Below are 26,932 nucleotides of genomic sequence, written 5' to 3' on the forward strand. Positions count from 1 at the left end.
GTCACGGCGCCGGCAGCCACACCACCGTCAACGACCTCACCCCTTGTGCACCCTGAATCAGCACGCCTTCGATATCGGCCGTCGCGGACGGCCCCGTAACGAGCGCCGCGTAGCGCGCGCCGCGCAAATCGTCGCGCCGGTAAGCGTCCTGCAAGCCCGCCACCAGTTGCGCGGGATCGAGCAGCACCACGAGATGCTGCACGAGATAGCCAAGCGCGTTCACCACGTACTCGCGCTCGCTCAGCCACAACGAGCCCGTTTCCGCCACGCCGAAGCGCGCGCGCACCACACCTACGTCGACGTCTTCGAGCGAGGCCGGCTTCGTGGCAGCACTGACCTCGCGCGTGCCCTGCACCTCCGGCGTGGCCGAGGCGATCCGCGCCTCGCTGCCAAAGCGGCGCAAGATCATTGCGCGCACATCGGCCGCGCTTTGCACCTGCGTCTCGCCGCCGCCCATCAGTTTGAGCGCGGCGCCAAAGCGCTCGCGCAGATCGCCGGCGGGCGCGGCGAACAGCGGCACCTCGGGCAACGGTTCGTGCGCGGGTTGCGCGGCGCGCACACGCGCGAGAAACGCCTCACGATCCGCCATCGCCGCCTCCCTTGCGGTTTTTCCGGTACCACGTATGGAACGTGGTGCGCGGCACATGCGGCAGATCGCGCTGTTTGCCCCAAATATTGAGCGGGTTGTAGAGCATGAAGTTGGGCAAGCGACGCAACGCGCCCTCGAGCGACTTCACCGTGCCGCGATAAAGCGTCGGACTGCCGAGCAATCGGCCAGCCATCTTCAGCACTTCCTGCTTCACGAACGGCACTTCGTGCTGTGCCGCGATAACCTGCCGCCACTGGTAGATCTGCTCGTGAATATTGATCTTCACAGGGCACACATTCGTGCAGCTGCCGTTGAGCGTCGAAGCGAACGGCAACGCGCTGAAGCGCTTGAGGTCGAAGGTCGGATTGATGATCGCGCCGATCGGCCCCGCATAGGTGCTGCCGTATGAAAGGCCGCCACTGCGCCGGTACACGGGACACGTATTCATGCACGCGCCACAGCGAATGCACTTGAGCGAGTACCAGAACTCGGGCATGGCGAGCCGCTCGGAACGGCCGTTGTCGACGAGCACGAAGTGCATTTCGGCACCGGGCCGAGGCGCGCGGAAATGCGAGGTGTATTGCGTGATCGGCGAGCCGAGCGCGCTGCGCGAGAGCATGCGCACGAATACGCCGAGATCGGAAACGCGCGGAATCAGCTTCTCGATGCCCATCGAGACGATATGCAGCGGCGGCACGTTGGCGGAAAGGTCAGCATTGCCCTCGTTGGTGCACACCACCACCGTACCCGTTTCGGCCACCGCGAAATTGCAGCCGGTCATGCCTGCCGTTTTCTCGCGCACGAACCACGGCCGCGTATTCATGCGCTGACTTTCCGCCAGATAGTGAATGTCGGTGTTGTGCGGGTCCGTGCCGATGGTGCGGCCGAACACTTCGGCGACGTCGTCGCGCAGCTTGTGCACGGCGGGCACGACGATATGGCTCGGCGGCTGCTTGTCGAGTTGCTGGATGCGCTCGCCAAGGTCGGTCTCCATCACCGAAATGCCGCGCGATTCCAGATACGGGCGCATTTCGCACTCGTCGGTGAGCATCGACTTGCTCTTCACGAGCGCTGTCATGCCGCGCTCGCTCAGAATGCGATGAACGATTTCGTTGTGCTCCTCGGCCGTATCTGCGAAATGGACCTGTACGCCGTTGGCCTGCGCCGTACGCGTGAAATGGTCGAGGTAGTCGGCGAGATGCGAGAGTGTATGCGCCTTGATTTGCGAGGCGAGCGTGCGCAGCATTTCCCATTCGGGAATGGCGTGAGCCTGCGCGTCGCGCTTCGAGCGCAAATCCCAAAGACGCTTGTCGTGAAAGGCCACATGCTCCGGGCGCGAAAGAAACGCGCCAGCGAGCTTCGCGTGTTCGACTCGCTTCATTCGCGCGCTCCGTTGAGTACCTGGGCAATGTGAATGAAGCGGATGTCCGCGCTCATGCGTTCGGCGCAGCCCTGCTGGTGCATGAGGCAGGACATGTCGGCGGAAACGATGTATTGCGCGCCCGCGCTCACGTGATCGACCACCTTGTCCTGGCCCATGCGCACCGACACCGCCTCTTCGGTCACGGCGAACGTGCCGCCGAAACCGCAGCATTCGTCGGGGCGCGCCGGCTTCACGAACTCGATGCCCTTCACATTTTCGAGCAGCGCGAGCGGCTTCGAGAACACCGGGCCTGCGATTTCCGAAACGGACGCTTCCTTCAAATGGCGCAGCGCGCTGCAGCTATTGTGCAAGCCCACACGCCAGGGAAATTCGGCCCAGGGAAATTCGCGCGCGCCGAGCACGTCGTGCAAGAACTCGACGAGTTCAAACGTGCTCTCGCGCACCTTGCGCACGGCGTCGGTCTGCTCGATCGCGGTGAAGTGGTCGCGCACGTGATTCACGCAGCTCGCCGAAGGCCCGACGATATAGTCGTAGCCCGAGAAGGCGCGCGCAAACACCCGCTCCGCGCCGGCTGCCTCGGCCTGCGCGCCGCTGTTGGCCATGGGTTGGCCGCAGCAGGTTTGCTCGAGCGGATAGTCGACCTCGCAGCCGAAGCGCTCTAGCAGTTCCAGTGTGGCGATTGCCACCTCGGGGTAGAACGCGTCGATGAAGCAAGGGACGAACAAGGCAACTTTCATGCGCGGGCTCACACGAAAAGCGGACCCGAACATTCTACTGCCGAACGGCGCGGGCGTCGCGCGAAGCGTGCGCGCGCCCTGGGTTGCCGCGGCGCATCATGCGCCGCAACTGCTCGTTTAAAAATTGTGGCGAATGCCCGCGATCACGGCTAGCTGCTTGTCGGTGTCCGAATTCACGAGATTCGGGATCTGCGCGAGATTCTGCGTGGCACCGCTCGCTGCATCGATCCCAAGCCCTGCCCCCGACGACTTCTGCCCGATCGCCACCGCATAAACTGCCGTGCGCTTGGACAGGCTGTAGACCGCACCCAGGTTGATCTGATGCAGCCGCGTGGACGATCCGCCGTCCGGATGCGCATCGTTGAAGATATAAGCGAAGCCGAACTGCAGCGCGGGCGAGTATTGCCACGACGTGTTCACCTCAGCGATGTCGAACGAGATGTCCGCGCCTTGTGGCCGCGCCGCGTCCGCGAAATAGAGACTCTGCGAGAGACGCGTGTGCGTATAGCTCAGCGCCACGCTGACCTTGTCGAACGCGTACGAGCCGCCCGCGCCAAAAATGCTAATGCGTTGCGCGTTTTGTAGTTCGCAGTACGATGCATTGGGATTGCTGCAGCTAAAGTCGCCGATATAGCCGCTCTCGCCGCCCAGCGCTGCCTGCAGCGGATTGCGCAACTCGAGATAACCCGCGGAAAGCGAAAGCGGCCCGTTAGCGTAATTCGCAGCCAGCGACCAGCCGCGGTTCTGCGAAAAATTCCCCGCGACGCCGCCAAAACTGAACAGGCCGCCTAGCGTGAAGCCGCCGAAGCTCGGGCTTACGTATTTGATCGAGTTATTGAAGTTGAACGCTTCGTTGAGATTGTCCACGTCCCCGAAGTGCGCGCCATATAGCGTTGCCCAGTTGTTGCTCGACACATAGGCGCCCAGGTCGTCGGAGAACGGATCGTACTGGCGGCCCAGCGTGAGCGTGCCGTAGCGGCTGTTTGCAACACCCACCCAGGCATTGCGGTTGAAAAGCGTGCCGCCCTGCAGCAGCGCGCCGTTCTGCGAAAAGAAGCTGTTTTCCAGCGTGAAGTTGACGCTCGTGCCGCCACCGATGTCTTCGCTACCCGTGAGGCCCCAGCGCGACGGCACAAGGTTGCCCCCGCCCAGTTGCCAGTTCGCGTGGCCGCTCGTGCTGCCGTCTGCGTGCGTGGTTTGCTGGTTGGTCGAATAAATGAGGCCCGCGTCCACCGTGCCGTAAAGCGTGACTGAAGATTGCGCGTGCGCGCTAATCGCGAGGGCGCAGGAAGCCAACGCCAGCGCCGTGCGCTTGACGGTATTTGCCATGTCGTTGTCTTTTCGAAGAGAGGTGGGCCGCGCCGCTGCATGCACGTGTGCGACCGGAGCGCGGCGCGCCTCGCGCGCCGCCCTTGTCAGGAACTGCTGGGAACTGCTTGAACCGAGGGCTTCACGCGCAGCGCGTCGCGGCGTGTGCCCGGTGTGGTCCTATTGACCGAATCGCACGTAGATATCCGGGCGCGAACGCTTGAGGATGAACGCAATCGCCACGCCGATTAGCGCGACCGTAAGCACGATCCAGGGGAACGCGCGCACGACGGGGCTATCGGAGCCGGCGAGCGCGTCGAGGTTGCCGATCAGCACGATGCCAATGGAGAGCAGACCGCAGCCGCCGAGCACCGGTGCGAGGAATGCGTGCCAGAGGCGCGTGTCCTTCTTCGTGGCGCGGAAGAATGCCGCCACCGAGAAACTCGTGACCGCCTGCAGCATGACGATACCGATGGTCCCGAGCGCCGAGCCCCAACTGAACACGATATTGAACGGATCGCTGCCCGCGACGACGAAAAGGCCCACCGGCACCGCAACCGAAAGCGTCTGCAGATAGCTCGCGAGATACGGCGAGCCATACTTCGGGTGCAAGCGGTCGAGCGCGGACGGAAGAATCCCTTCACCCGAGAGTGCGTGGATGTAACGCACGATCGTATTGTGGAACGACAGCAGGCTCGCGAAGATGCTGGAAAGCAGCAGGAAGCTCATCGTCGTGGTCATCGCGCCGCCCAGGTACTTCGTCGACTGGATGAACCAGAAGTCGCCCGGCTGCTTGGTCGCCACGTCCTGGACATTGCTGATGCCGTAGGCGCAAACGATAGCCCACGTGACAAACGCGAAGAACACGAGAATCAGCGTGACGGAAACATAGGTCGCGCGCGGCACGGTAACCTTCGGATCGCGGCACTCCTTGCCGTAGATCGCCGTGGCCTCGAACCCGATGAACGACGCGAGCGCAAACATCACCGCGATGCCCAGGTGACCGCTGAACACATGACGCGGCGAAAACGGTGCGAGCGTGAGGCCGTCCGGTCCGCCGTGATGAATCACGATCGCGAGGCTCAGCACCAGCAGGATGCCGAGTTCGAGACACATGAGCACGCCGAGCAGACGGCTGTTCAGGTCGATGCCGCGAATGCCGGTGAACTGCACGACGACGAGGCACGCGAACGAATACGCGTACCACGGCAGCGAACCATGCATCAATGGCCCGAGCACCACCGTGCAGAAGAAGCCGAACAGGCCGTACAGCGCGATCTGGATGCTCGTGTACGAGAGCAGCGCGACGAACGCGCCGGCCATGCCGACGGGACGGCCGAAACCCGCCGTGATGTAAGCGTAGAACGCGCCGGCGCGCACGATGTGCCGGCTCATCGAAGCGAAGCCCACGCTGAATACGAGCAGCACCAACCCCGCGATCACGAATGCTCCGGGAATGCCCGCGCCGTTGCCAAGGCTGATGGCCGGCGGCACTGCGCCCAGCATGCCGGTGAGCGGCGCCGCTGCGGAAATGACCAGAAAGACGATCTGCCAAAGCCCGAGCAGGCTGCGCTTTGAGTCCACTGCCACGTCGTCTCCAACGAGGTGAGCGGGAGAATACGGTTCGTTCATCGTTGCCTCTGCTGGTGTCGGTTCTGGGTTCGCCATACGACACGATGAAGAACCGCGTGCCTCTGGCGCTCGACGAATCGAATTTGCCGATTCGGATTGAGCGCATGGTAGGCAGCTAATAAATTCGCCGACTTGGCGCAACGCGCCAATTACTCGATAAAGTGCGCCAGGGCTGGAGCGGGTTTTCACTTAACCGCGTTGAAGCGGTCGATATTACCTTCGGCATCCTTATCAATACCGCAAGCTGGGAATTAGTACTTTATTCAGCTTACAAACTTACTGAAAGCCATCAATTCGCTTTCATGACTTAAACACTAGCGCGTTCGTTTGACGCCTGCGCGGCCCCAGTTGCGCGTCGCGCGCCATAGCACGGTGGCATCGGCATAACCCACTGCGCGAGCCACAGCCGCGTTGGTCATGCCCTCCTGCTCGCGCAGCACCGCCACGCTGCGTTCGCGCTCCTCACGAATGATCTGGCGTACGGAAGTGCCGGCATCGGCGAGATGCCGCTGCAAGGAGCGGTCCGAGAGCCCGAGGTCCTTCGCGATATCGCCGACCACGAGCTTCTCGCGCGCAAGCCGGCGCGTCACGAGATCGCGCACCTGGTCCACGAGGGTATGAGGGATCGTGTCGCGCGAAATGAGGTCCGTGGCGTGGCGCTCCATCATGCGCGCCATCTGCACGTCGGCGCTCTTGAGCGGCGTGTCGAGATCGTGCGGGTGCACGACCACGCCGTTCGCAGGCTGCTGGAAGCGCACCGGCACGCGAAAGAGGCGCATATACGGCTTGAGATCCTCGGGCGCCGCGTGCTCGAAATGAATCTCGCACGGCGTCCACGCCGCGCCCCGCACCTGGCGAATCATGTGGCACATGGCGGACACGCTGTATTCGGCGTCCTGCCGGCGCGGCCAGATCTGCGTATGGGCGATGCGGTAGCTCCACATCGGCCATGCATTGTCGGTCACGAGGTCGACGGCCGTCGCGCTTTGCCACGAGCCGAGCGTATCGGTGAACTTACGGATCGCGGCGCCGAGCGTGGGCGACGACATGAAGACGAGGCCAGCCGGCCCCAGTTCCGTGAGCTGCAATTCGGCGCCTAAACGCAGACCGAGAAAGGGTTCGTCGAGCACTTGCGCAGCGCGTTCGAATGCGCCCACGTAACGCCCCAACGCCACGATTTCATAGGGATTGGAAAGCTGCCGGCGGCTCAAGCCGAACTCGGCCAGCAATGCATCGCAGTCCGCACCAGCGGCGTCGAGCGCACGCACGATGGGACCCATCACAGCGCCACGAATCATCGGGAAACCGCTATTGACAGGCACTCTTTTCATGTCTCGCTCCATTTGGGCCTGTATGCGCCGGTGGTTTTAACCATCGATCGTCTCTGGCGCACTCTATCGCCCCTTTGGCGCGTTCTGCAAGCGCGAAAAAAATACGGCGTTTCTACGATTGACCCATCGGCATTGCGTGAGACGAATGCGAATTCCTCATACCGTTGCACGCCATGTTGCGCCCACCGTCATCCTTACGAAACGCTTATGAACACGAATCCGAACGCGCATCCGCTCGACCCGTTGAGCCTCGCCGAAATGCAGCTTGCCTGTGACATCGTGAAAGCCGCGGAGCAGCTCGATGAATACGGGCGCTTTCCCGTCACCGAACTACATGAGCCGCCCAAGGCGGAAGTGCTCGCCTACAAGCCCGGCGATTACTATTCGCGCCGCGCCTTCGTCATCGCGATCGATCGCACCCGCAGCCAGACGCTTGAATTCGTCGTGGACCTGCGCGAGAAGAAGGTGGAATTGCGCAAGGCGCTCGCATTGCAAAGCGCGCCCTATGGTCAGCCACCCGTGATGATCGAAGACTTCATGAATGCGGAGCGCATCGTGAAGGAAGACGCTGCGTGGCGCGAGGCCGTCAAGAAACGCGGCCTGAGTGACGACGAGCTCGAGCGCGTGCAAGTCGATCCGTTCTCGGCGGGCGCCTTCGACCGTCCGAACGAAAACGGCCGCCGCCTCGTGCGCTGCGTGAGCTACTACCGCGAGTCGTTGACCGACAATGGCTATGCGCACCCCATCGAAGGCGTCGTCGCGGTGGTGGACCTGCTTGCGCACAAGGTGATCGAGCTGATCGACGACGGCCGCATCATCCCCATTCCGCGCGCAAAACACAACTACGACACGCCGAGCCTGGGCGAGCCGCGCGCCACCGTCAAGCCGCTCTCGATCAGCCAGCCCGAAGGGCCGAGCTTTACGATAGACGGCTGGCAGGTTAGTTGGCAGAACTGGAAATTCCGCGTGGGCTTCACGCCGCGCGAAGGGCTCGTGCTGCACCAGATCACCTGGGACGACGGCAAGAGCGCGCCGCGCCCTATCGTCTACCGCGCGAGCGTAACCGAGATGTGCGTGCCCTACTCGGACCCCACCACCAACCACTACTGGAAAAGCGCGTTCGATGCGGGTGAATACGGGCTCGGCAAGCTCGCGAACCAGCTCGAGCTGGGCTGCGATTGCCTCGGCACGATCCGCTACTTCGACATTCCGTCCGCCGACGACTTCGGTAACGGCTTCACCATGAAGAACGCCGTGTGCCTGCACGAAGAAGATTACGGCACGCTCTGGAAGCACTATGAGTTCCGCACCGGCGTGTTCGAGATGCGCCGCTCGCGCCGTCTCGTGATCTCGTTCTTCGCAACCGTGGGCAATTACGACTACGGCTTCTACTGGTACTTCTATCAGGACGGCACGATCCAGCTCGAATGCAAGCTCACGGGCATCATCCAGACCTCGGCGGTGGCGGATGGCGACACGTACCCGTGGGGCGGCATGGTCACGGAGAACCTGGGCGGTCCAACGCATCAGCACTTCTTCAATGCGCGACTGCACATGATGGTGGACGGCGAGAAGAATTCCGTCACCGAGCATGAATTCGCGCCGCGACCTATGGGTGCGGAGAATCCGTACGGCAATGTGTTCGATACGACGAAGCGCGTGCTCAAGACCGAGCAGGAAGCGGCGCGTAACGCCAACGGTCAAACCGGGCGTTTCTGGAAAGTCGTGAACCCGAACGTGAAGAACCGTGTGGGCGCGAATCCGGGCTACAAGCTCATCGTCAACGACTCCCCACTCATGCTCGCCGATCCCAACTCGAAGGTGCGCCAGCGCGGCGGCTTCGCCACGCGCCACGTGTGGGTCACGCCGTACGACATGACGCAGCGCTACGCGAGCGGCGATTACCCGAACCAGCACGCGGGCGGCGACGGCCTGCCGTGTTATATCGAGGCGAACCGCAACGTGGAGAACGAGGACATCGTGCTGTGGCACAGCTTCGGCCACACGCACGTGTGCAAGCCCGAGGATTTCCCCGTGATGCCGGTGGAGTATGCGGGCTTCATGCTCAAGCCCAACAACTTCTTCCACGGCAATCCGGCGATGGACCTGCCGGGCGGCCGCGATCCGCACAGCGTGCGGGACGGCGGGGACGCGCCCGAAGCCAAATCGTGCTGCCACAGCAAGCAGTGAGCACGCGATGATGCCGCGCGAGCGCCGCCTGGCCGTGATGCACGTGGCACGCCTCCTGTATGTCTGGGCGGCGATCACGGGCGGCGCAAGCGCGCTTGCCGCAGGCGGCATGATCACGGCAATGCAGGCAGGCGCGCCGTTTGCCGCATTCGCCGCGAGCGCGCTTGCCTTGCTTGCGATGGCGCTGATTCCCGGCGCGCTTGCACGCTGTTTCGTCACGCGTGCCACCGTACCGGTCGCGAGCGCACTCGTCCTCACGATGGCGGCAATGGCCGAAGGCGCGCGCGCAGGCGCAGCGGGCGCAGAGACGCCGCTCATACTGGGCGGCGTCGCCCTGATCGCCGTCGCGTGCCTGCATTTGCGGCATACGCGTGAGCGCGCCGCAAGATCGACGCATAGGCACGCAGCGACACCCGCGTGGCGCAACGGCATGCTGCTCATCGCACCCGCGCTGCTTGCTGGGCTATCGAGCGGCGTACTCGCGCGCTTCCAGTTCTTCGCGCTCTGCGGAGGCACTGCGATTTCCGTGACACAGGTAGCAATATCGCTCGCCGCGGTGAGCCTCGCAGGCTGGCTCGCCGATCGCGTCGATTACCAGCGCGCGCTTCTTGTGCTCTTCGTACTGCGCGGCTCGCTGCTCGCAGCACTCACGTTCGATTCGCTCGCGCCGTGGGCGGCGGTCGCCGCGCCCGCATTCGCCGTATTCGACTATCTGACGCTGCCCACGCTCATGCGCGGCGGGCGAGCGTCTCGCGCGTCGGGCGCGGGCTGCCCCGGCCTCGCACACCATGCGGGCATGCTGGCAGGCGCGGCGCTCGCCACCACGTCATGGGGCTTTGGACAAGGTTTCTACGTGCTGTTCCTCGTTGGCGGCGCGCTCAATCTTGCATGTGCATACGCATTCGCGGCGCCACGCCGAATCCGTACGCATACGCCCTACTCCGCTTCAGCCGCACTCGCTGCGGGCAGCACAATCGACTGACACTGAAACCACCACCGAAAAACATTCGCATTACTACCGAAACCAGGAGACGGTATGGACCGCCAGGACTTCACGCACACGATCCGCACGCAGATGTTCATCGACGGACGTTTTAGCGAAAGCGGCAACGGCCGCACGTTCGCCGTATTCAATCCCGCCACCGGCGCCGAGATCGCTCAGGCGCCCGACGCCAGCGATGCCGATATCGATGCCGCCGTCACGGCCGCGCGTCGCGCTTTCGAAGCCGATACGTGGCGACGTCTGTCGCCGGCCGCGCGCGAGCGCCTGCTGCTCAAGCTCGCCGATCTCGTCGAGCAGCACGGCGACGAACTCGCGGCACTCGAAACGCTCAACCAGGGCAAGCTGCTGGGCTTCTCGAAGATGCTCGAAGTGGGCGGCAGCGTGCAATGGCTGCGCTATATGGCCGGCTGGGCGACCAAGATCGAGGGCAGCACCGTGGATCTCTCGCTCGCGTTCCCGCCCGGCGTGCGCTACAACGCCTCCACGCGGCGCGTGCCCGCTGGCGTGGTCGCCGCGATCGTGCCGTGGAATTTCCCGCTGCTGATGGCGGTCTGGAAAATCGCCCCTGCACTCGCCTGCGGCTGCACCGTCGTGCTCAAGCCCGCCGAGGAAACGCCGCTCACGGCCATACGCCTCGCCGAACTCGCGCACGAAGCCGGCTTTCCGCCGGGCGTGTTCAACGTCGTCACGGGCCAGGGCGAAACGGCGGGCGCGGCGCTGGTGCGCCACCCGCAGGTGGACAAGGTCACCTTCACCGGCTCGACCGAAGTGGGCCGCATCATTGGCAAGCAATGCGCGAGCGACCTCAAACGCGTGTCGCTGGAACTGGGCGGCAAGAGCCCCGTGATCGTGCTCGACGACTGCGATCCGCAGCGTGCTATCGAAGGCGCGTCCGCCGCGATCTTCTTCAATCACGGCCAGGTGTGCACGGCTGGCTCGCGCCTGTATCTGCCGCGCGCGCGTTACGAGCAGATCGTCGATGGCATCGCACACGTTGCGCGCGCAACGGTACTCGGCTCAGGCTTCGACGCGGCCACGCAGATGGGCCCGCTCGTTTCGGCGCGCCATCGCGCCAAGGTCGCGGGGATGATCGCGCAGGGACGCGCCGAAGGCGGCGAAATCGTGGCAGGCGGCGGCGACGGCAATCGTCCCGGCTTCTTCATCGAGCCCACCGTGATCTCGAACGCGGCCAACAAGCCGCTAACCGTCGTGCGCGAAGAGGTGTTCGGGCCGGTGCTCGTCGCCATGCCGTATGACGATGTCGAGGAAGCCATCGCCGCGGCGAATGCCTCCGAGTACGGTCTTGGCGCTAGCGTCTGGACCAACCAGCTCGACCGGGCACTGCGTGTGGTGGACGGCGTGCAGGCGGGCACGGTATGGGTGAACACGCACAACATGGTCGATCCGGCGCTGCCCTTCGGCGGCTTCAAGGCCTCGGGCATTGGCCGCGAGCATGGCCGCGCGATCATCGACGCTTATACGGAGACAAAATCCGTCTGCATCGCCTATTGAGTGCCGCAGTGCGGCATTGTTAATCGAAATGGAATGATGAAACCGGGCGGCATGCAATGATCGCCGCCGTGGTTTCGTTCATGATCGAGCCCGTTCACACCACTCACGAGCGGGACTCCGATCATGAACGCATCCACGAACTCGCGCGGCATCGCCATCGTCACGGGTGCCTCGCGCGGCATAGGCGCCGCCATTGCCGAGCGTCTTGCGCGCGACGGTTACGCCGTTGTCATCAACTACGCTTCGCGCAGCGCCGAAGCCGAGGCGCTCGTCGCCAAGATCGCAGCGGGCGGCGCACGCGCCATCGCCGTACAAGCGAACATCGCGAAGGCCGATGAAGTGCGCCGGCTCTTCGAAACCACCGCCGAAACGCTGGGCCAGCCCACGCTGCTGGTGAATAACGCGGGCATCATGAAAACGGTCACGGTTGCCGAATCGACCGACGCACTCTACGACGAAACCTTCGACATCAACGTGCGCGGCACGCTCAACACGCTGCGAGAAGCGGCGACGAAGCTCGCGGACGGCGGCCGCGTGATCAACTTCTCGACCTCCGTGCTCGCGATGAACCTGCCCGGCTACGCGCTCTATACGGCGAGCAAGGCGGCCGTGGAGACGATCACGCGCGTGTTCGCACGCGAATTGCGCGGACGCGCCATTTGCGTGAACGCGGTCGCGCCGGGGCCGGTGGCGACGGAACTGTTCGTCACCGGCAAGACCGAAGAGCAGATCCAGCACTTTGCGAACCTGCCGCCGCTGCAGCGCCTCGGGCAACCCGACGACATTGCGAGTGTCGTGTCGTTTCTCGCGGGCCCGGACGGCGGCTGGGTCAACGGCCAGGTGCTGCGCGCGAACGGCGGGATCGTCTGACACGCCGCCCGGCGTGGGTTCGCGACAGTATCCGGGCAAGATGTGGTCTGAGGGCAAAGCGCCGTGGCAAGAAACCGCTGGTCCCAGCCGGTGCTACACTCCGTGCTCGAAAACGGTAGAAAAAAGAGCCGGCGGCATGGCGCGCCGGCTCATATTGCGCCCTCAACCACTTCAGACCATGTATCTGTCCATCCTCGCCGTCGGCATTGGCGGCGCGCTCGGTTCGCTGCTGCGCTGGGTTCTCGGGCTGCGCCTGAACGCCCTCTACCCCGAGCTGCCGCTCGGCACGCTTGCGTCGAACATCATCGCGGGCTATGTGATCGGCGTCGCGGTCGCGTACTTCGGACGCATGCCGCAGCTTTCCGCCGAATGGCGCCTCTTCGTGATCACCGGCCTCATGGGCGGCCTCTCCACGTTCTCGACTTTCTCCGCCGAAGTCGTTTCGCATCTGCAGCACGGACGTTTCGGCTGGGCCGCGGGCGAGATCGCCATTCACGTATGCGCCTCGGTCATCATGACGATCCTTGGGATCGCAACGGTCTCGGCACTGATTCGCTGATCCGCAAAGAAAACGGCCGCGTTCGCCATTCGCGAATCGCGGCCGCATGGGTGATGCGACGGGAAGATCAGGCAGGACGCTGATAGCCGCCCAGCAAACCATTCCTCGAGAACACCCATTGCCACAGCTGGATGTCGCGCGCACGGAACGCCCCAGCGCACGAAAGCAGGTAGTAACGCCACATGCGATAGAACCGCTCGCCCATCTGGGCCTTGAACCGCGGCCACGCGGCCTCGAAATTCGCGTGCCACGCCATGAGCGTGCGGTCGTAGTCGGCGCCGAAGTTATGCAGGTCTTCGGTCACGAAGAGACCGCCCGATGCGTCTGCGATCTGGCCGATGGTCGGCAGCTCGCCGTTCGGGAAGATGTATTTGTCGACCCACGGGTCGGGCGTCGTGTCGCGGCGGTTCTTGCCAATGGTGTGCAGTACGAAGAGACCGTCGTCGGCAAGACAGCGCTGCGCGACTTCCATATAGGTGCGATAGTTCTTCGGACCCACGTGCTCGAACATGCCCACGCTCGCAATGCGGTCGAACTTCTCGTCGAGCAACCGGTAGTCCTGCAAACGGAATTCGACCGGCAGATCCTTGCAGCGCTCGGCGCCCAGCGCAGCCTGCTCCTTTGAGATCGTCACGCCCACGCACGACACGCCATAGTGTTCGGCCGCGAACTTCATGAGGCTGCCCCAGCCGCACCCGATGTCGAGCAGGCGCATGCCGGGCTTCATGCCGAGCTTGCGGCAGATGAGATCGAGCTTTGCCTCCTGCGCCTCGTCGAGCGTCTTCGCGCCGCCCGACCAGTAGCCGCAGGTATAGGCCATGTGCTTGCCGAGCATCGCCTCGTAGAACTCGTTGCCGATATCGTAGTGCTGCTGGCCCACCTTCCATGCCCGGCGCACGGTCTGGCGGTTCATGAGGCGCGCTTTGAGCGCGTAGAAGACGAGACGGGAGGGATCGATCTGGTCATCCAGATGCGCGCGCAACACATGTGCGAAGAATTCGTCGAGCTGCTCGCAGTCCCACTGGCCGTCCATGTAGGCCTCGCCAAGGCCCAGGTTGCCTAGCGCCAGCACGCGCTCGGGCACCTGCGGGTCGTGGATGCGCATGTCCCACGGCCGGGTGCCGTTGTACTTCACGTCTGCACGCGCCAATAGCTGGGCTGTAAACCGCCAGGCCCCCGAAACGGTGGCCTCACGAACGGAGGGAGCTGCTTCGAGATCAGTCGTTGCCATACGTGCTCCATGTCGGCTGGAGTTGGGTCCTTAGTCCCTTGCTCCGGTGCCATTCAAGAAGGTTGCTATCAAGACATTCGTCGTCGCGCGCGCCGCGAGAAACTCTATGATGCACCCACTTCAAAAAATGTGCAGGAACACGCACAGCCCATACAGGGCGGGCCATAATCGCAAACTCGACAAAACCCATCGCCGCGGCGCGAGCAAACGGCGAGCACAAACTGGAGAGACCGACCATGGCCTACGACGACAAGAACATCTTCGCGCGCATCGTGCGCGGCGAAGCACCCTGCATCAAGGTGTACGAGGACGACGCGACGCTCGCGATCATGGACGTCATGCCGCAATCCGAAGGCCACCTGCTCGTGCTGCCGAAGGAAGGCGCCGAGTTGATCTACGATCTTTCGCCGGAAGCCGGCGCCGCCGCAATGGCAACGGTGCAGAAGATGGCGGCTGCGGTGCGCAAGGTGCTTGCGCCCGAAGGCCTGCTCATCGCGCAGTTCAACGGCGCCGCCGCCGGACAGACCGTACCGCACGTGCACTTTCATTTGATTCCGCGCCGCGCGGGCGAAGAACTTCGCCCGCACGCGCGTGAAATGGCTGACATGGCTCAGCTCGAAGCGCTCGCCGTGCGCATTCGCGCCGCACTGTAAACGATGTGTATTTCTAACGTTGGCTCTTTTTAAAACTCAAATGCCGTCGAATTGAACGAATTCGTCGAGCGGTACGCGAGCCGAGCGCCATTGGTTAATGGGCGCGCGCGTGTCTTCATGACCGACCGCCATGCCGCAGAACACCATGCGTTCGCGTGGCAAGGCAAGAAACTCGCCGACGCTTTGCGCGTAGCGCGCCCAGCATTCCTGCGCGCAGCTATGCAAGCCGGCTTCGCGCAGGAGCAGCATCACCGTCTGCAGGAACATGCCGAGGTCGGCCCATTGCGGCGGCCCCATCTGACGATCCACGCTGCAAAAAAGCGCGAGCGGCGCGTCGAAAAAAGCGTAGTTGCGCGCGAACTGCCGCAGCCTGCCAGGCCGGTCCTCGCGAGCGACGTCGATGCTGCGGTAAAGATCCTCGCCCACCTGGTAACGACGCTCGCGATACGGCGAACCCAATTCGCGCGGATACACGTCGTACTCCATCTGCTCGCCCCCAGGCGCCTGCGCAACGCGATCGGCCATGATCGACTTGAGCTTCGCGAGCGATTCGCCGCCCACGACATGAACATGCCATGGCTGCAGATTGCCGCCAGAGGGCGCGCGCGCAGCGGTATCGAGCACGCGGCGAATGACGGCGGGGTCCACCGGATCGGGCAAAAACTGACGCACGGACTTGCGGCTGGTAACGGCTTCGCTGACCTTCAAGCAGATTCTCCTCGGGGGATCGACGAAGCATTATCGGCGATCCCCCGCGCGGCTGCCGACGCTCGCCGCATGGGTCCGCGCTGGCGTCAGAACTTGTGACGGATGCCCACCACGACGAGCGCCTGATTGTCGACGCCCGAACTCACGCCGAAGTCGCCGATCGATGCCTGCGCAACGGTGCTCGAGCCCTTCGCGTCGAGCGTGCGGCCGCTCGCCTTCTGATAACCGGCGAGCGCGTAGAGATCGGTGCGTTTGGAGAGCGAGTAATCGCCGCCGAGGTTCACCTGGTTGTAGTGCGCAGACGAGGGGCCGGTGAGCGACGTGTAGTTGTAGCCCGCGCCCGCGCGCAGTGCCGGTGTGATCTGATAGTTCAGGAACGCCGAGCCGCTATTGAATTTCGCGGTTTGGTGGAAGGTCGAGTACGCATCGTTTCCGTATTGCGTGTTCGAGTAGGCCAGCCCGAAACTCAAGGCTCCCACCGAATAGCAAGGCCGGTGCGGCAACGTTACGGAAAGCCTGGGAAGCGGGGAACGAACGATTTCTGCGTTGCTTAGGGGGTGTGGCGGACTTTGCAAAGCGCAGACCGTGCCAGCTTCTGCACGTGCGCTTTCCTCCTGCGCGCGGACTCTGCTATAATTCGCCTCCCGCCGGAGAGATGGATGAGCGGTTTAAGTCGCACGCCTGGAAAGCGTGTATAGGTTAATAGCCTATCCGGGGTTCGAATCCCCGTCTCTCCGCCAGAACTAAATAAAAACCCCGTACAGTCAATGACTTACGGGGTTTTCGTTTTTTCGACCCACAAAATAAACCACGTGCGCGTCGATACCTGCGCCGCTCAATCCTCTGGAGCGCGACAAAGTACCACCGACCGAACTCCGGCTCGAACAGCCCAATCCCGTCACAGATTGAGGCCGCCGCCGTGCTTGCGGCACAGCTCTGCTGGCTTCAGGCCAGCCTCGGCTTCCTTCAAGATCCCGATGACTTGTTCTTCGTTGAATCGCTTCTTCATTGCCGTTCCTCTTTCGGTCGGACTCTACACCGTCACCGTACCAAACGCGGGGCGCAGATCAAGTGCATCAAGGACAACCATCGCAACATGCAGGTGCCGCGCCGTGCGCGGACGCGCCGCCAGCGCTATTGCTCACCGTCAATAAATCGCAACTTTCAGACTGGGCCGCATTGAGGCGGGAGCGCGCCACGGTTAAAAGGCTGTAGGGCTTAGATAGCTCCGCATCGCGGCCTTCCCCACTTATGCAGTCCCGATGTACCGGGCCGCGTCTCCCACGACAATCAGCAAGGAGGCCAGCCGATGGCATACCTGCAAGAAGCGCTGCCAGATATACCGGGCCGCCAGGAGTATTACCTGAGCGTTCCCGGCGTTGATTCTGCGGCGCAACTCTCGGTGGTCTCATTCGAGGCGACCGAGGCGATGAGCCAGCCCACCGAGGTCCGCATTACGCTGACCCACCCACAGCGACTTCCCCGCACGGACTATTTGAACCTCGACGCTGTTTTCAGCATCGTGGCCGACGATGGAACCGTGCGGAAGTTTTCAGGCTATATCGAGCGTTTCTCTGTCACCCAAGGCACGAACGATGAAGTCAGGCATGAAATCGTCCTGAAGTCGCACGTCGGACGGCTGGCGGCGGTCACGCGCACGAAAATCTATCAGCATGCGAGCACGCCCGACATTCTGGCGGCGGGGCTGCGCGAACACGGGATGCGTGAGCATCAGTTTAGTTTCCGGCTGCGCCGCGCCTATCCAAAGCATGCCTTCCGCATGCAGTACGGCATGGCCGATAGTGCGTATGCCCACATGATGCAGGAGAAGTCCGGCGTCTTCTTCTTTATCCAGGAAACCGAATACGGCGATCAGGTGGTCTATGGCGATGACGTGGATCACTACCTCTACGAGCCGCGCCTGATTGTGCCGTATCGCGAAGCGGCTGGCCTGGAGGCCGGCGGCGTCGAAGCGGTCGCGTCGATCAAGACCCATGCCGTGACCGTGCGGCAGTCGTTCATTGTCGCGGATTACAGCCCGCAAAAAGCGTGGGAGCGTTTTCGGGATAGCGCAAACGTCGCACCGCAGGACCCAACCACCTACGGCACGCCGTATGTGTACGGGACTCACCACCTGGACCAGGCCGGGGCGAAATGGGAGGCGCAGCTTCGCCACGAAGCGGCGATTGCTTGGCAGATTGTCTATGAAGGCGAGAGCAATGTGCTGGCGTTGCAGCCGGGGCGCGTGTTCGAAACGGATATCGTTCTGCCCGATGCGCCGAAAGGCCAGTTGATTGTCGAGATCACGCACAGCGGCGCACGCGACAAGCCCTATACGAACCGCTACAGGGCCATTCCCGCCGACCGGCGCTTCCGTCTCAAGCTGGAACCCCAGACCTGGGCCAAAGTGACCGGCACCCTCTCGGCACGCGTCACAAGTCCGGATTCCTACACGTACTCCTACATAACCGCAGAAGGCCACTATACGGTGCGTTTCGATGCGGACTTCGAAAGGTGGTCCAACGGCGGCGAAAGCGTCCCGCTACGCCTGGCGAAACCGTTCGCTGGCAAGCTGCAAACCGGCATGCACTTTCCGGCGCTGGACGATGCCGAGGCGGTGATCCAGTGCCGCGACGGCGACCCGGACAAGCCGGAAATCACGGCCTTTCACCACCATAGCCAGGCGCGCGACCTTATCACAAACGATCGGCGCTGGCTCTCGCGCAACGTGATCCGCACGCAGAAGAACAACAAACTGCGTATGGAAGACTGGGCGGGTCAGGAAGGCATCAAACTCAGCACGGAACACTCGGGCAAGTCGCAATTGAATCTGGGTTACCTGGTTAACAACAAACTCGACTACAGAGGTGAGGGCTTTGAGCTTCGCACATCCGGTTACGGGGTTAGCCGCGCGGGTAATGGCCTGCACCTGACGACATACGACCGCCCCGACGCAACCGGCCAGCTACTGGACATGCATGAGGCAATTGCGCAACTTGAGAGCGCACTGGCGACCGCGAAGGCGCTCGCCGCATCCGCGAGCAGCGCGAAGGCCGAGCCTGCCGACACCGACGCGCAGCAACAGGTGAAGGACGATCTGGATGGCCTGAAGCAACCGGGGCTGCTGATGAGCACGCCCGCATCGGCGGCGCTTGTCGCGGGCCAGGGCATCCAGTTTGCGGCGGAGGACAGTATCAATGCCGTCGCGGGAAAAAGCACTGACTGGACCGTGCTGAAACGCTGGACCGTTGCGGCAGGCGAAAGGATATCGCTGTTCGCGCAGAAGTTCGGCATCAAGATTTTTGCGGCCAAAGGTCCGGTTGAATTCCAGGCCCAGGGCGGCCCCATGGCGTTCATCTCCGACAAGGACATGGCCATCGCCAGCACCACCGGAAAGGTCATGGTCTCGGCTGCCAAGGAAATCATCCTGGAGTGCGGCGGTGCGTTCATCCAGTTCAAGGACGGCAGTATCACGCTCGGCGGACCCGGTGACCTGTTCCTCAAGACAATCACGGTCCAGAAGAAGGGCAAGGCGCAAATGCATCTGGCGGCACCTGCGTTTTCGTCGACCATCGTGCCGTTTACATTCAGCTGCAACGCGTGGCGTCGTCCAGTTGGCGCGGACAATACTGCACCACCGCCGCCCGCTCCAGAAACCTCAGACTGCGACCACCTGGGCAATCAGGCGACTGGCAACCCCGAAGCCCCAGACCCCGTTGCCGCCCCCGCTTCCTCGTCAAAAAGATCGTCGACGCCACAACCACCGCAGCAAGGCGCTACAGGTTCCACAAATACGCCTGACGCATCATCTAGCGCGGATCAGGATTCGGCGCACGAGCCGAAAAAGCCGCGTGCGGATGATGCAAGCGTGCCGATCAAGTTGGCTCCGCCCGTTGTTTGTGACTGGCATACGCCGGCGTTCACGATGGAGTGTACGGACACAACGGAAACGGGACAGTATCACGGCGTTGATGACCACAAAAATGCATGGCCAGATGCGCAATCCCTGTCGGGTGCGCAATTTGATACTGCATTTGAATTGTCATATGACCAAGAGAAGAAAACACTCTATGCGACGGTACGCGTGCAGGTCATTCCAGTTGATCTGTTTAAATGTGATGAATCGGGAGTACTGATACCAGGAACAGACGGACAACCGCAATCGATACCATATCATCACGACATACATGCCTTCGCCGTCGCCTTTGGAACTGACAGGCCGGTAAATGGATATGTCATGAAATACAGAAATTCGACGGGGCCGAATTTTGACGCCTTCGCAAAGTCCAGTCAGATTGAGTCTGTCCTCAACGAGCATAAGAGCAAGCTAATCTTGAATGGTTGCTCCAGGGACACTGCTTGCGGATGCCGTGTGTCAGTCGTATTCAAAGTCGATCTATCAATTAGCGTCAATGCAGCGGAAACGCCAAATACAAAGAAGGCGCACAAGACAATTCATCTATTCCCCAAAACCCAGCGCGCTGATGGTGGCTCTTGGGGGGAAGGAAACATGTATCCCGAAGCGGAGCCCGATAAGAGTGCAATCTGGAAAGACATGCCATATGATACGAACGTCCTGGCGCATGAATGCGGCCATCTCTTCAACTACCCTGACGAGTATTCCGAATTCGGAGGCTGGGTTCACGAACAGTACATCAAAGATAAAAAATTAAATTTCATATTGGGTGACGCTAACGCAACCAAAGAGACGTGGCAAATTAGTTCAGCAAAAAACGTGATGGGGGGCGGCTGTAATAAGCGGATTTCAAGCGCAAAAAATTCGCCGAGCGCGACCGTCCATCCCTACTATCTGGAATATATCAGGCGACACTTCTGCGAATTGACTGGGGAGCACCAATCGCAGGCAAGCGGCGACAAAAAGCGCTGGAAGAAGTGGAGAATTGGCTACGATGGTTAAGAAAATCGGATTTATTCTCTCAAAATCAATTACTAATGCGCTTTTCATCATTTTATTTCTTGGAGTGTTCACTATGCCGAAAATAGCTAATGCAAAAATGGACGATTCCGTAGTCGAGCGATTCTCTGTTAGCATACTGGGCGATCATCAATTTGGCACAAACTCCGTCGGCGTATGGGTCGAGTCGGGGAAAATTCGTGTGAACTTGTCAAATGCGTTTGACAAGCAATTCGATGGAGCGGGTGTAATTGATGCCCAGATGTCAAACGACGATATCGGAAGGGCTTCAGATGTTTTCGGAAAATTATGTAAAGCTTCAGGTGCGTCACCGGCAAACAAATTACCCATCGACACCTTAAATATTTATTCGATCAATTGCATGCAGGACGGAAAACCCATCAGGCATCAAGGCCGTCTGTCCGACCTGCAACGTGATTTGGCACTTGAGGTTTTTGATTTTTACCAAAAATCACTAGAGAAATATATTAGAAACGGTCGCGCAATAGAAAGGATCGGCGTGACAGTTTCGGAGGTTCAACGCGAGAAAGAGGACTTTCTAGTGGGGGTAACGTTCGTCAACGGTGGACAGTACGCCATTAGCATGCGAACCCCAGATCAATGGAAGGCAATTTGGCAGGAAAAACTTGATATCGGCGGAAAGCGTATCGAAGGGACCGATGAGTGGAGAGCCAGCCTTGCGGGACTTCAGATTGCGAACAAGGCTGAACTATCGATCAAAACGGAAAATCTGACTATGGGCGAATCAGGTACCTTTGTTACGATTCCGGCCGGCGGATCAGTAACATTCAAATTTCGCGTTAGGCCGCACGGTAAAATTCCTAAAGGGACTTATAAATTTGGTGTTTTGATAGTCACCACCATGACGACGTTGGGCGATGCTCCAAATTTAAGCCGTGTTAATTTTGGGTCCAATTCGGAGAAGTCACCGAGTTTCACTTTCGACACTGACTATCCTTCGACACCCGACGAGTGGAATGACTACGAAGCGCACCAGCGGCAGAAGATGTCGTCACAACCGGTCCGCCCCGGCGAAGCGGTTGTCGAACCCGGTTACTACCGCAACGTGTCCGCCAGCGGCGAACGCGGCCAGTTCGTCGTTGGCCTGCTCAGAGGCGAGCGAACCGCGACCCTTGACCGTGCGTCTGACCGTTGGGTATGGGATGCTGACCTGGCGCTAGAGGCACGATGCAAGCCAGGTAAGCCCTGCGCCCGCGAAGGGCGTTGGGTAGCTCGAACCCTGATGATGGGCTTGGGTGACAGAGACGAAACACATCCCGAATTCGAGCGCTATATGCGTGTTGGTGAGATAGCGCCGGAGCTCAGCAGTTTGGGCGGATATGCGCCATATCACTACTGGCAGTGGCTTGGCGTGTGAGCGGCGATACGTCATGTGAGATGGCGTGTTCAGAGCAAAAACCCCCGCGTACGGCAAGGTGGCAAACGATATCGAAATCCCGGCAGCAGAAAAAGACGTCGGGCCGTGGCCCGACGCCAAATTCCCGCGTACTGCTTCGAGGACCGGCGCGGGAACGAGAGGCCTTCAGTATCTGCTCTCCCGCCCGCCTTTTAAGTGCTCGACCGCACACCGGCAATCAGGTCCCCGCCCTCACGGATGGCGGATATAGTCCACCAACGCAACCGTATACGCGTCAGGCTTACGATCGAGCAGACTCACGCCAATCGCCACAAGAAAGCCTGCTGGCACACCGAACACGCCCGAACTGATCGGCTCGATGCCAAACCATCGCGGACCCTCAAAGCCCGTGAGCTGCGTAAAGAACGGGTACGTCGAGACGATGTAATAGACACACACGGTCAGGCCAGCAATCATGCCGGCCACGGCGCCCAGACGCGTCGTGCGCTTCCAGAACACGCCGAGCACGAGCACGGGAAAGAGACTCGACGCCGCGAGCGAAAACGCCGCCCCCACCAGAAAAAGGATGTTGCCCGCGTTGAGCGACGCCACATACGAAGCGAACAGCGCCACGCCGAGCAGCAGGATCTTCGACATCGTCACGCGCCGCTGGCTCGACGCGCTCGGATCGACCATGTGGTAGTACACGTCGTGCGAAAGCACGTTCGAGATCGTGAGCAGCAGACCGTCCGCAGTCGAGAGCGCGGCCGCGAGCGCACCCGAGGCGATGAGCCCGGACATCACGTACGGCAGCCCGGCGATTTCCGGTGCGGCGAGCACGACCATGTCGGGCTGCATCTGGATGTCGCTCCAGCGCACCACGCCGTCGCCATTCACATCCGCGATGCCGATGAGATACGGCTCGACGCGCCGCCATTGCATGACCCAATGCGGCAAATCGTCGAAGCGCTGCCCCACCAGATGCGTGAGGATCTCGAACTTGATCAGCACCGCGAGCACCGGCACGGTCAGATAAAACAGCGCGACGAAGAAGAGCGTCCAGCCGACCGATCGCCGCGCCGAGGCCACCGAGGTCGTCGTGTTATAGCGCGTGAGTATGTGCGGCAGGCTCGCTGTGCCCAGTGAAAGGCACAGAAGTAGCGAAAGGAAGTTGCGTTGATGAATGCGCCGCTCGGCATCGTCGGCGGCGGGGAACGGTTCGTTCATCGGTACGGGCGGCGCGGCGCGCTCAAGCAGGTCGTCGCGCTGCCGCGTCCACACCATGCGTGCGGCGTCCACGTCTCGCGGGAAAGCGTTCAATTCACGCTGAAGTGAATCGATATCGCGCAGCGGACCGTTGTGGCGGCGCAGGTCCGCAAGCGACTCGACGAGGTGCGTCTTCTGGGCGACGTACGACTGCGGCAGCGTGTCGAGGCGCGTCTGCCACTGCGCCGCGCGCTTGCGGTATTCGTCGCGCACGGTGGCTTCGGCACTCGCGCCGCGCACGTCGTGCTCGAGCGCTTCCACGCGCTGCATCACGCTGCCGTAGTCGACTTGCGGCAGCCATCCAAGGCCGTCGCGATGCGCGATCAGCGAGACTGGAATCAGGATGGCCGCAATCAGGATGATGTATTGCGCGACCTGCGTCCACGTGACGGCGCGCATGCCGCCGAGAAACGAACACACGAGTATGCCCGCCAGCCCGCAAAAGATGCCGATGGCGAAGTCCACGCCGATGAAGCGCGTGGCGATCAGTCCCACGCCCTGGATTTGCGCGACAAGGTAGACGAACGAGCAGAGGATGGTCGCAAGCACGGCGAGCGCGCGCACGAGGTTGCTCGAAAAGCGCGTGCCGAGGAAGTCGGGAATCGTATAGCGCGCGAGCTTACGCACATACGGCGCGAGCAGGAAGGCGACGAGGCAGTAGCCACCTGTCCAGCCCATCAGATAAGCGAGTCCGTCGTAGCCGCTCGCGTAGAGCGAACCTGCAAGGCCAATGAACGACGCAGCGGAAAGCCAGTCGGCGGCCGTCGCCATGCCGTTGAAGAACGAGGGCACGCGCCGCCCGGCCACGTAGTATTCGACGAGGTCGGAAGTGCGCGAGAGCAGCCCGATCACCGCGTACACCGCGATCGGCACGAACAGGAACACGTAGCCGATCCACATGCCGGGGCCGGTGGAGAGCTCGATGCGCCACATCACGTAGACAAAGGCGAGAAAGCCGAGCGTGTACAGCGCGTAGGAGCGGATCAGCCGGTGCGCGAGCTTCATCGTTGCTGGGCCCTGCTCGCCTCGCGTATGGCGAGGTCGGCTTCGAGCGCGGCCTGCAGCACGCGGTCGGCGCGCTGCATCAGCACGATATAGATCGCGACGAGCAGCACGTAGAGCAGGATCGCGCCCTGTGCGCCAAGGTAGAACGGCAAGCTGAAGCCCGCGAAGCGCACGTCGGCGAGCGTGCGCGCAAAGAGCGGCGCGACGAACGAGACAAGAAAGCCGATCGTCATGAGCACGGCGATCAGCGCGACGTTGAAGCGCCAGTAGCGCCGATGCGCGCGAGCCATCGCCTCGCTCACCGGGGGCGGCTCAGGCAATGGATTGAGATTGTTCTGCGGTGTAGTGTGTGGCGCGGCCATGCGCCTGTGTAGCAAAAACGCGTATTGCCGGCAATCAGGGGCAATGCGGGGCAAAGCGGGGATCGATGCTGTGCGCGGCGCCAGGCAAGGCGCCGCGCGAACCTCAAGCGTTAGAGCGATTCCCCAAGCTGATCCAGAATCGCCGGGTTTTCCAGCGTGGAAACGTCCTGCGTGATCGCCTCGCCCTTCGCGAGCGAGCGCAGCAAGCGGCGCATGATCTTGCCCGAACGCGTCTTCGGCAGGTTTTCGCCGAAGCGGATGTCCTTGGGCTTGGCGATCGGTCCGATTTCCTTGCCCACCCAGGCGCGCAGATCGTTGGCGAGCTTCACGGCCTCGTCGCCCTGCGGACGCGTGGCCTTGAGCACCACGAAGGCCACCACGGCTTCGCCGGTCGTGTCGTCGGGGCGGCCCACCACGGCGGCTTCGGCCACGAGCGGGTTCGCCACCAGCGCCGACTCGATCTCCATCGTGCCGAGGCGGTGACCCGAGACGTTCAGCACGTCGTCGATCCGGCCCATGATCGTGAAGTAGCCCGTGTCCTTGTCGCGCACGCTGCCGTCGCCGGCCAGATACAGCTTGCCGCCCAGTTCCTCGGGGAAGTAGCCCGACTTGTAGCGATCCGGGTTGCCCCACACGTTGCGGATCATCGCGGGCCACGGGCGCTTGACGACGAGAATGCCGCCCTGCCCGTTCGGCACGTCCTGGCCGGTTTCGTCGACGATCGCGGCCATGATGCCCGGCAGCGGCAGCGTGCACGAGCCTGGCACGAGGGGCGTCGCGCCCGGCAGCGGCGTGATCATGTGGCCGCCCGTTTCGGTCTGCCACCACGTGTCGACGATCGGGCAGCGCTTCGCGCCCACATTTTCGTAGTACCACATCCACGCTTCGGGGTTGATCGGCTCGCCGACCGTGCCGAGAATGCGCAGCGAAGAAAGGTCATAGCTCTTCGGGTGCACCTTCGCGTCGGCTTCGGACATCTTGATGAGCGAGCGGATCGCCGTGGGCGCCGTGTAGAACACGGTGACCTTGTGCTTGGCGATCATGTCCCAGAAGCGGCCCGCGTTCGGGTAGGTGGGCACGCCTTCGAACACCACCTGGGTCGCGCCGATCGTAAGCGGACCATAAGCGATATAGCTGTGGCCCGTGATCCAGCCGATGTCGGCCGTGCACCAGAACACGTCGCTCGGCTTGTGGTCGAAGGTCCACTTCATGGTTTGCGCGGCCCACAGCAAGTAGCCGCCCGTGCTGTGCTGCACGCCCTTCGGCTTGCCCGTCGAGCCCGACGTGTAGAGGATGAAGAGCGGGTGTTCCGCGCCCACGGGCACCGGTGCGCACGTGTCGCTCTCGGCCGCCGAAAGCTCGTGCATCCACTGGTCGCGGCCTTCGTGCCATGCGACCTTGCCGCCCGTGCGCTTGTAGACGATCACGCTGTGCACCGCTTCGCAGCCGCCCATGGCGAGCGCTTCATCGGCGATGTTCTTCAGCGGCAGCGCCTTGCCGCCGCGCATCTGTTCGTCGGCGGTGATGAGCGCGACTGCGCCAACGTCGACCATGCGCTCGTTGAGCGACTTCGACGAGAAGCCGCCGAACACCACCGAGTGCGTAGCGCCGATGCGCGCGCAGGCCTGCATGGCAACCACGCCTTCGACCGACATCGGCATGTAGATGACCACGCGGTCGCCCTTCTTCACGCCGCGTTTCTTCAGCGCATTGGCGAAGCGCGAAACGCGCGCGAGCAGGTCCGTGTAGGTGACGTTCGTCACGGTGCCGTCGTCGGCTTCGAAGACGATCGCGACGCGCTCGCCATTGCCCGCTTCGACGTGGCGGTCGAGGCTGTTGTACGAGGCGTTGAGTTCGCCGTCTTCGAACCACGTGTAGAACGGCGCCTTCGATTCGTCGAGCACCTTCGTGAACGGCTTTTGCCAGCTCAGCGTTTCACGCGCGAGGCGCGCCCAGAAGCCTTCGTAATCGCGTTCGGCTTCGGCGCACAGCGCCTTGTAGGCGTCCATGCCGGACACCGTGGCGCCGGCCACCGTTTGCTCGGACGGCGCAAAGACGCGGCGTTCCTGAAGAACCGATTCAATCGCAGACATCGACAACCCCTTGGTGAAGATGAAACGTCAAACTCGCGGACGCGCACGTGCATCTTCGATGCGCGTGCGCGCCGTCTCCGTGCGCCGCCGCCCGCATACGGGCGCGGCGCTATTGGCTTGCGCTGCAAGCCACCATTGTGGCATCGCAGCATGCATGGGTGCGCGCGCTTCACAGTCCGCTTCACAGCCTGATTCGCAGCACGATC

Annotated in this window: 18 protein-coding genes, 1 tRNA gene and 3 pseudogenes; 9 read left to right on the top strand and 13 right to left on the bottom strand. The window is 62.2% G+C overall.

Translation table 11 applies throughout. The annotated features are described in order from the left end of the window. Position 1 precedes the first annotated feature (1 nt). The 6 genes from JMY28_RS22325 to JMY28_RS22350 all read right to left on the bottom strand — a co-directional run bounded on the left by JMY28_RS22325 (position 2) and on the right by JMY28_RS22350 (position 6,981). Positions 2 to 589, bottom strand: a complete 588-nt coding sequence (locus JMY28_RS22325) for a LutC/YkgG family protein (protein WP_201698093.1) — start codon at positions 587 to 589, stop codon at positions 2 to 4. Then, complete coding sequence (locus JMY28_RS22330) at positions 576 to 1,970, bottom strand: lactate utilization protein B (RefSeq protein ID WP_201698094.1); 1,395 nt, start codon at positions 1,968 to 1,970, stop codon at positions 576 to 578. The genes JMY28_RS22325 and JMY28_RS22330 overlap by 14 nt, the downstream gene beginning before the upstream one ends. Further along, entirely contained in the window at positions 1,967 to 2,710 is a 744-nt protein-coding gene (locus JMY28_RS22335) for a (Fe-S)-binding protein (protein WP_201698095.1), read from the bottom strand. The genes JMY28_RS22330 and JMY28_RS22335 overlap by 4 nt, the downstream gene beginning before the upstream one ends. A 117-nt stretch (positions 2,711 to 2,827) precedes the next feature. Beyond that, complete coding sequence (locus JMY28_RS22340) at positions 2,828 to 4,039, bottom strand: porin (protein ID WP_201698096.1); 1,212 nt, start codon at positions 4,037 to 4,039, stop codon at positions 2,828 to 2,830. 159 nt (positions 4,040 to 4,198) lie between these two features. Beyond that, positions 4,199 to 5,650 carry an APC family permease gene (locus JMY28_RS22345; RefSeq protein WP_201698097.1) on the bottom strand — a complete coding sequence of 484 codons (1,452 nt, stop codon included), beginning with the start codon at positions 5,648 to 5,650 and terminating at the stop codon, positions 4,199 to 4,201. 314 nt (positions 5,651 to 5,964) lie between these two features. Further along, positions 5,965 to 6,981, bottom strand: coding sequence for an AraC family transcriptional regulator (locus tag JMY28_RS22350; RefSeq protein WP_201698098.1), 1,017 nt, complete (start codon positions 6,979 to 6,981; stop codon positions 5,965 to 5,967). Positions 6,982 to 7,188: 207 nt separating this feature from the next. On the opposite strand from JMY28_RS22350, the gene JMY28_RS22355 reads away from it, so the two are divergent. The 5 genes from JMY28_RS22355 (at position 7,189) to crcB (ending at position 13,115) form a co-directional block, all read left to right on the top strand. Continuing rightward, positions 7,189 to 9,171, top strand: coding sequence for a primary-amine oxidase (locus tag JMY28_RS22355; RefSeq protein WP_201698099.1), 1,983 nt, complete (start codon positions 7,189 to 7,191; stop codon positions 9,169 to 9,171). 7 nt (positions 9,172 to 9,178) lie between these two features. After that, entirely contained in the window at positions 9,179 to 10,153 is a 975-nt protein-coding gene (locus JMY28_RS22360) for a hypothetical protein (RefSeq protein WP_201698100.1), read from the top strand. Positions 10,154 to 10,207: 54 nt separating this feature from the next. Continuing rightward, a complete protein-coding gene (gene styD, locus JMY28_RS22365; protein ID WP_201698101.1) occupies positions 10,208 to 11,686 on the top strand; it encodes a phenylacetaldehyde dehydrogenase StyD in 1,479 nt (492 codons plus the stop codon). A gap of 123 nt (positions 11,687 to 11,809) precedes the next feature. Continuing rightward, the gene (locus JMY28_RS22370; protein WP_201698102.1) at positions 11,810 to 12,556 is read left to right on the top strand and encodes an SDR family oxidoreductase; all 747 of its coding nucleotides are present in this window, start codon (positions 11,810 to 11,812) and stop codon (positions 12,554 to 12,556) included. A gap of 178 nt (positions 12,557 to 12,734) precedes the next feature. After that, entirely contained in the window at positions 12,735 to 13,115 is a 381-nt protein-coding gene (gene crcB, locus JMY28_RS22375) for a fluoride efflux transporter CrcB (RefSeq protein WP_158758125.1), read from the top strand. Positions 13,116 to 13,182: 67 nt separating this feature from the next. Here crcB and cfa read toward each other — a convergent pair whose 3' ends face one another. Continuing rightward, the gene (gene cfa / locus JMY28_RS22380; protein WP_201698103.1) at positions 13,183 to 14,346 is read right to left on the bottom strand and encodes a cyclopropane fatty acyl phospholipid synthase; all 1,164 of its coding nucleotides are present in this window, start codon (positions 14,344 to 14,346) and stop codon (positions 13,183 to 13,185) included. 236 nt (positions 14,347 to 14,582) lie between these two features. Here cfa and JMY28_RS22385 point away from each other — a divergent pair, with 236 nt between their 5' ends. Then, complete coding sequence (locus JMY28_RS22385) at positions 14,583 to 14,999, top strand: HIT family protein (RefSeq protein ID WP_201698104.1); 417 nt, start codon at positions 14,583 to 14,585, stop codon at positions 14,997 to 14,999. A gap of 36 nt (positions 15,000 to 15,035) precedes the next feature. Here JMY28_RS22385 and JMY28_RS22390 read toward each other — a convergent pair whose 3' ends face one another. Together JMY28_RS22390 and JMY28_RS22395 are read right to left on the bottom strand one after the other, a co-directional pair. Next, a complete protein-coding gene (locus JMY28_RS22390) occupies positions 15,036 to 15,707 on the bottom strand; it encodes a nitroreductase (protein ID WP_201698105.1) in 672 nt (223 codons plus the stop codon). Between the two features lie 86 nt (positions 15,708 to 15,793). Beyond that, positions 15,794 to 16,192 (bottom strand): annotated as a pseudogene (locus tag JMY28_RS22395) (porin); the annotation flags it as partial. 164 nt (positions 16,193 to 16,356) lie between these two features. On the opposite strand from JMY28_RS22395, the gene JMY28_RS22400 reads away from it, so the two are divergent. Further along, a tRNA-Ser gene (locus JMY28_RS22400) sits at positions 16,357 to 16,447 on the top strand. 176 nt (positions 16,448 to 16,623) lie between these two features. Here the strand turns inward: JMY28_RS22400 and JMY28_RS38990 are convergent. After that, a pseudogene (locus tag JMY28_RS38990) lies at positions 16,624 to 16,716 on the bottom strand (transposase); the annotation flags it as partial. A gap of 300 nt (positions 16,717 to 17,016) precedes the next feature. On the opposite strand from JMY28_RS38990, the pseudogene JMY28_RS38995 reads away from it, so the two are divergent. Both JMY28_RS38995 and JMY28_RS22410 read left to right on the top strand, forming a co-directional pair. Beyond that, a pseudogene (locus JMY28_RS38995) lies at positions 17,017 to 19,254 on the top strand (type VI secretion system Vgr family protein); the annotation flags it as partial. Positions 19,255 to 20,617: 1,363 nt separating this feature from the next. Continuing rightward, the gene (locus tag JMY28_RS22410) at positions 20,618 to 22,021 is read left to right on the top strand and encodes a hypothetical protein (protein WP_201698108.1); all 1,404 of its coding nucleotides are present in this window, start codon (positions 20,618 to 20,620) and stop codon (positions 22,019 to 22,021) included. A gap of 231 nt (positions 22,022 to 22,252) precedes the next feature. Here the strand turns inward: JMY28_RS22410 and JMY28_RS22415 are convergent, their stop codons facing one another. The 3 genes from JMY28_RS22415 to acs all read right to left on the bottom strand — a co-directional run bounded on the left by JMY28_RS22415 (position 22,253) and on the right by acs (position 26,726). Then, positions 22,253 to 24,271 (bottom strand): sodium:solute symporter family protein, encoded by a 2,019-nt coding sequence (locus tag JMY28_RS22415; protein WP_201698109.1) that lies wholly within the window; start codon positions 24,269 to 24,271, stop codon positions 22,253 to 22,255. Then, positions 24,268 to 24,633, bottom strand: coding sequence for a DUF4212 domain-containing protein (locus tag JMY28_RS22420; RefSeq protein ID WP_201698110.1), 366 nt, complete (start codon positions 24,631 to 24,633; stop codon positions 24,268 to 24,270). The genes JMY28_RS22415 and JMY28_RS22420 overlap by 4 nt, the downstream gene beginning before the upstream one ends. A gap of 110 nt (positions 24,634 to 24,743) precedes the next feature. Next, positions 24,744 to 26,726 carry an acetate--CoA ligase gene (acs, locus tag JMY28_RS22425; protein WP_201698111.1) on the bottom strand — a complete coding sequence of 661 codons (1,983 nt, stop codon included), beginning with the start codon at positions 26,724 to 26,726 and terminating at the stop codon, positions 24,744 to 24,746. Positions 26,727 to 26,932: the final 206 nt, after the last annotated feature.

The sequence above is a fragment of the Paraburkholderia hiiakae genome (assembly GCF_904848665.1).
In the GTDB taxonomy this organism is placed as follows: Bacteria; Pseudomonadota; Gammaproteobacteria; order Burkholderiales; family Burkholderiaceae; genus Paraburkholderia; species Paraburkholderia hiiakae.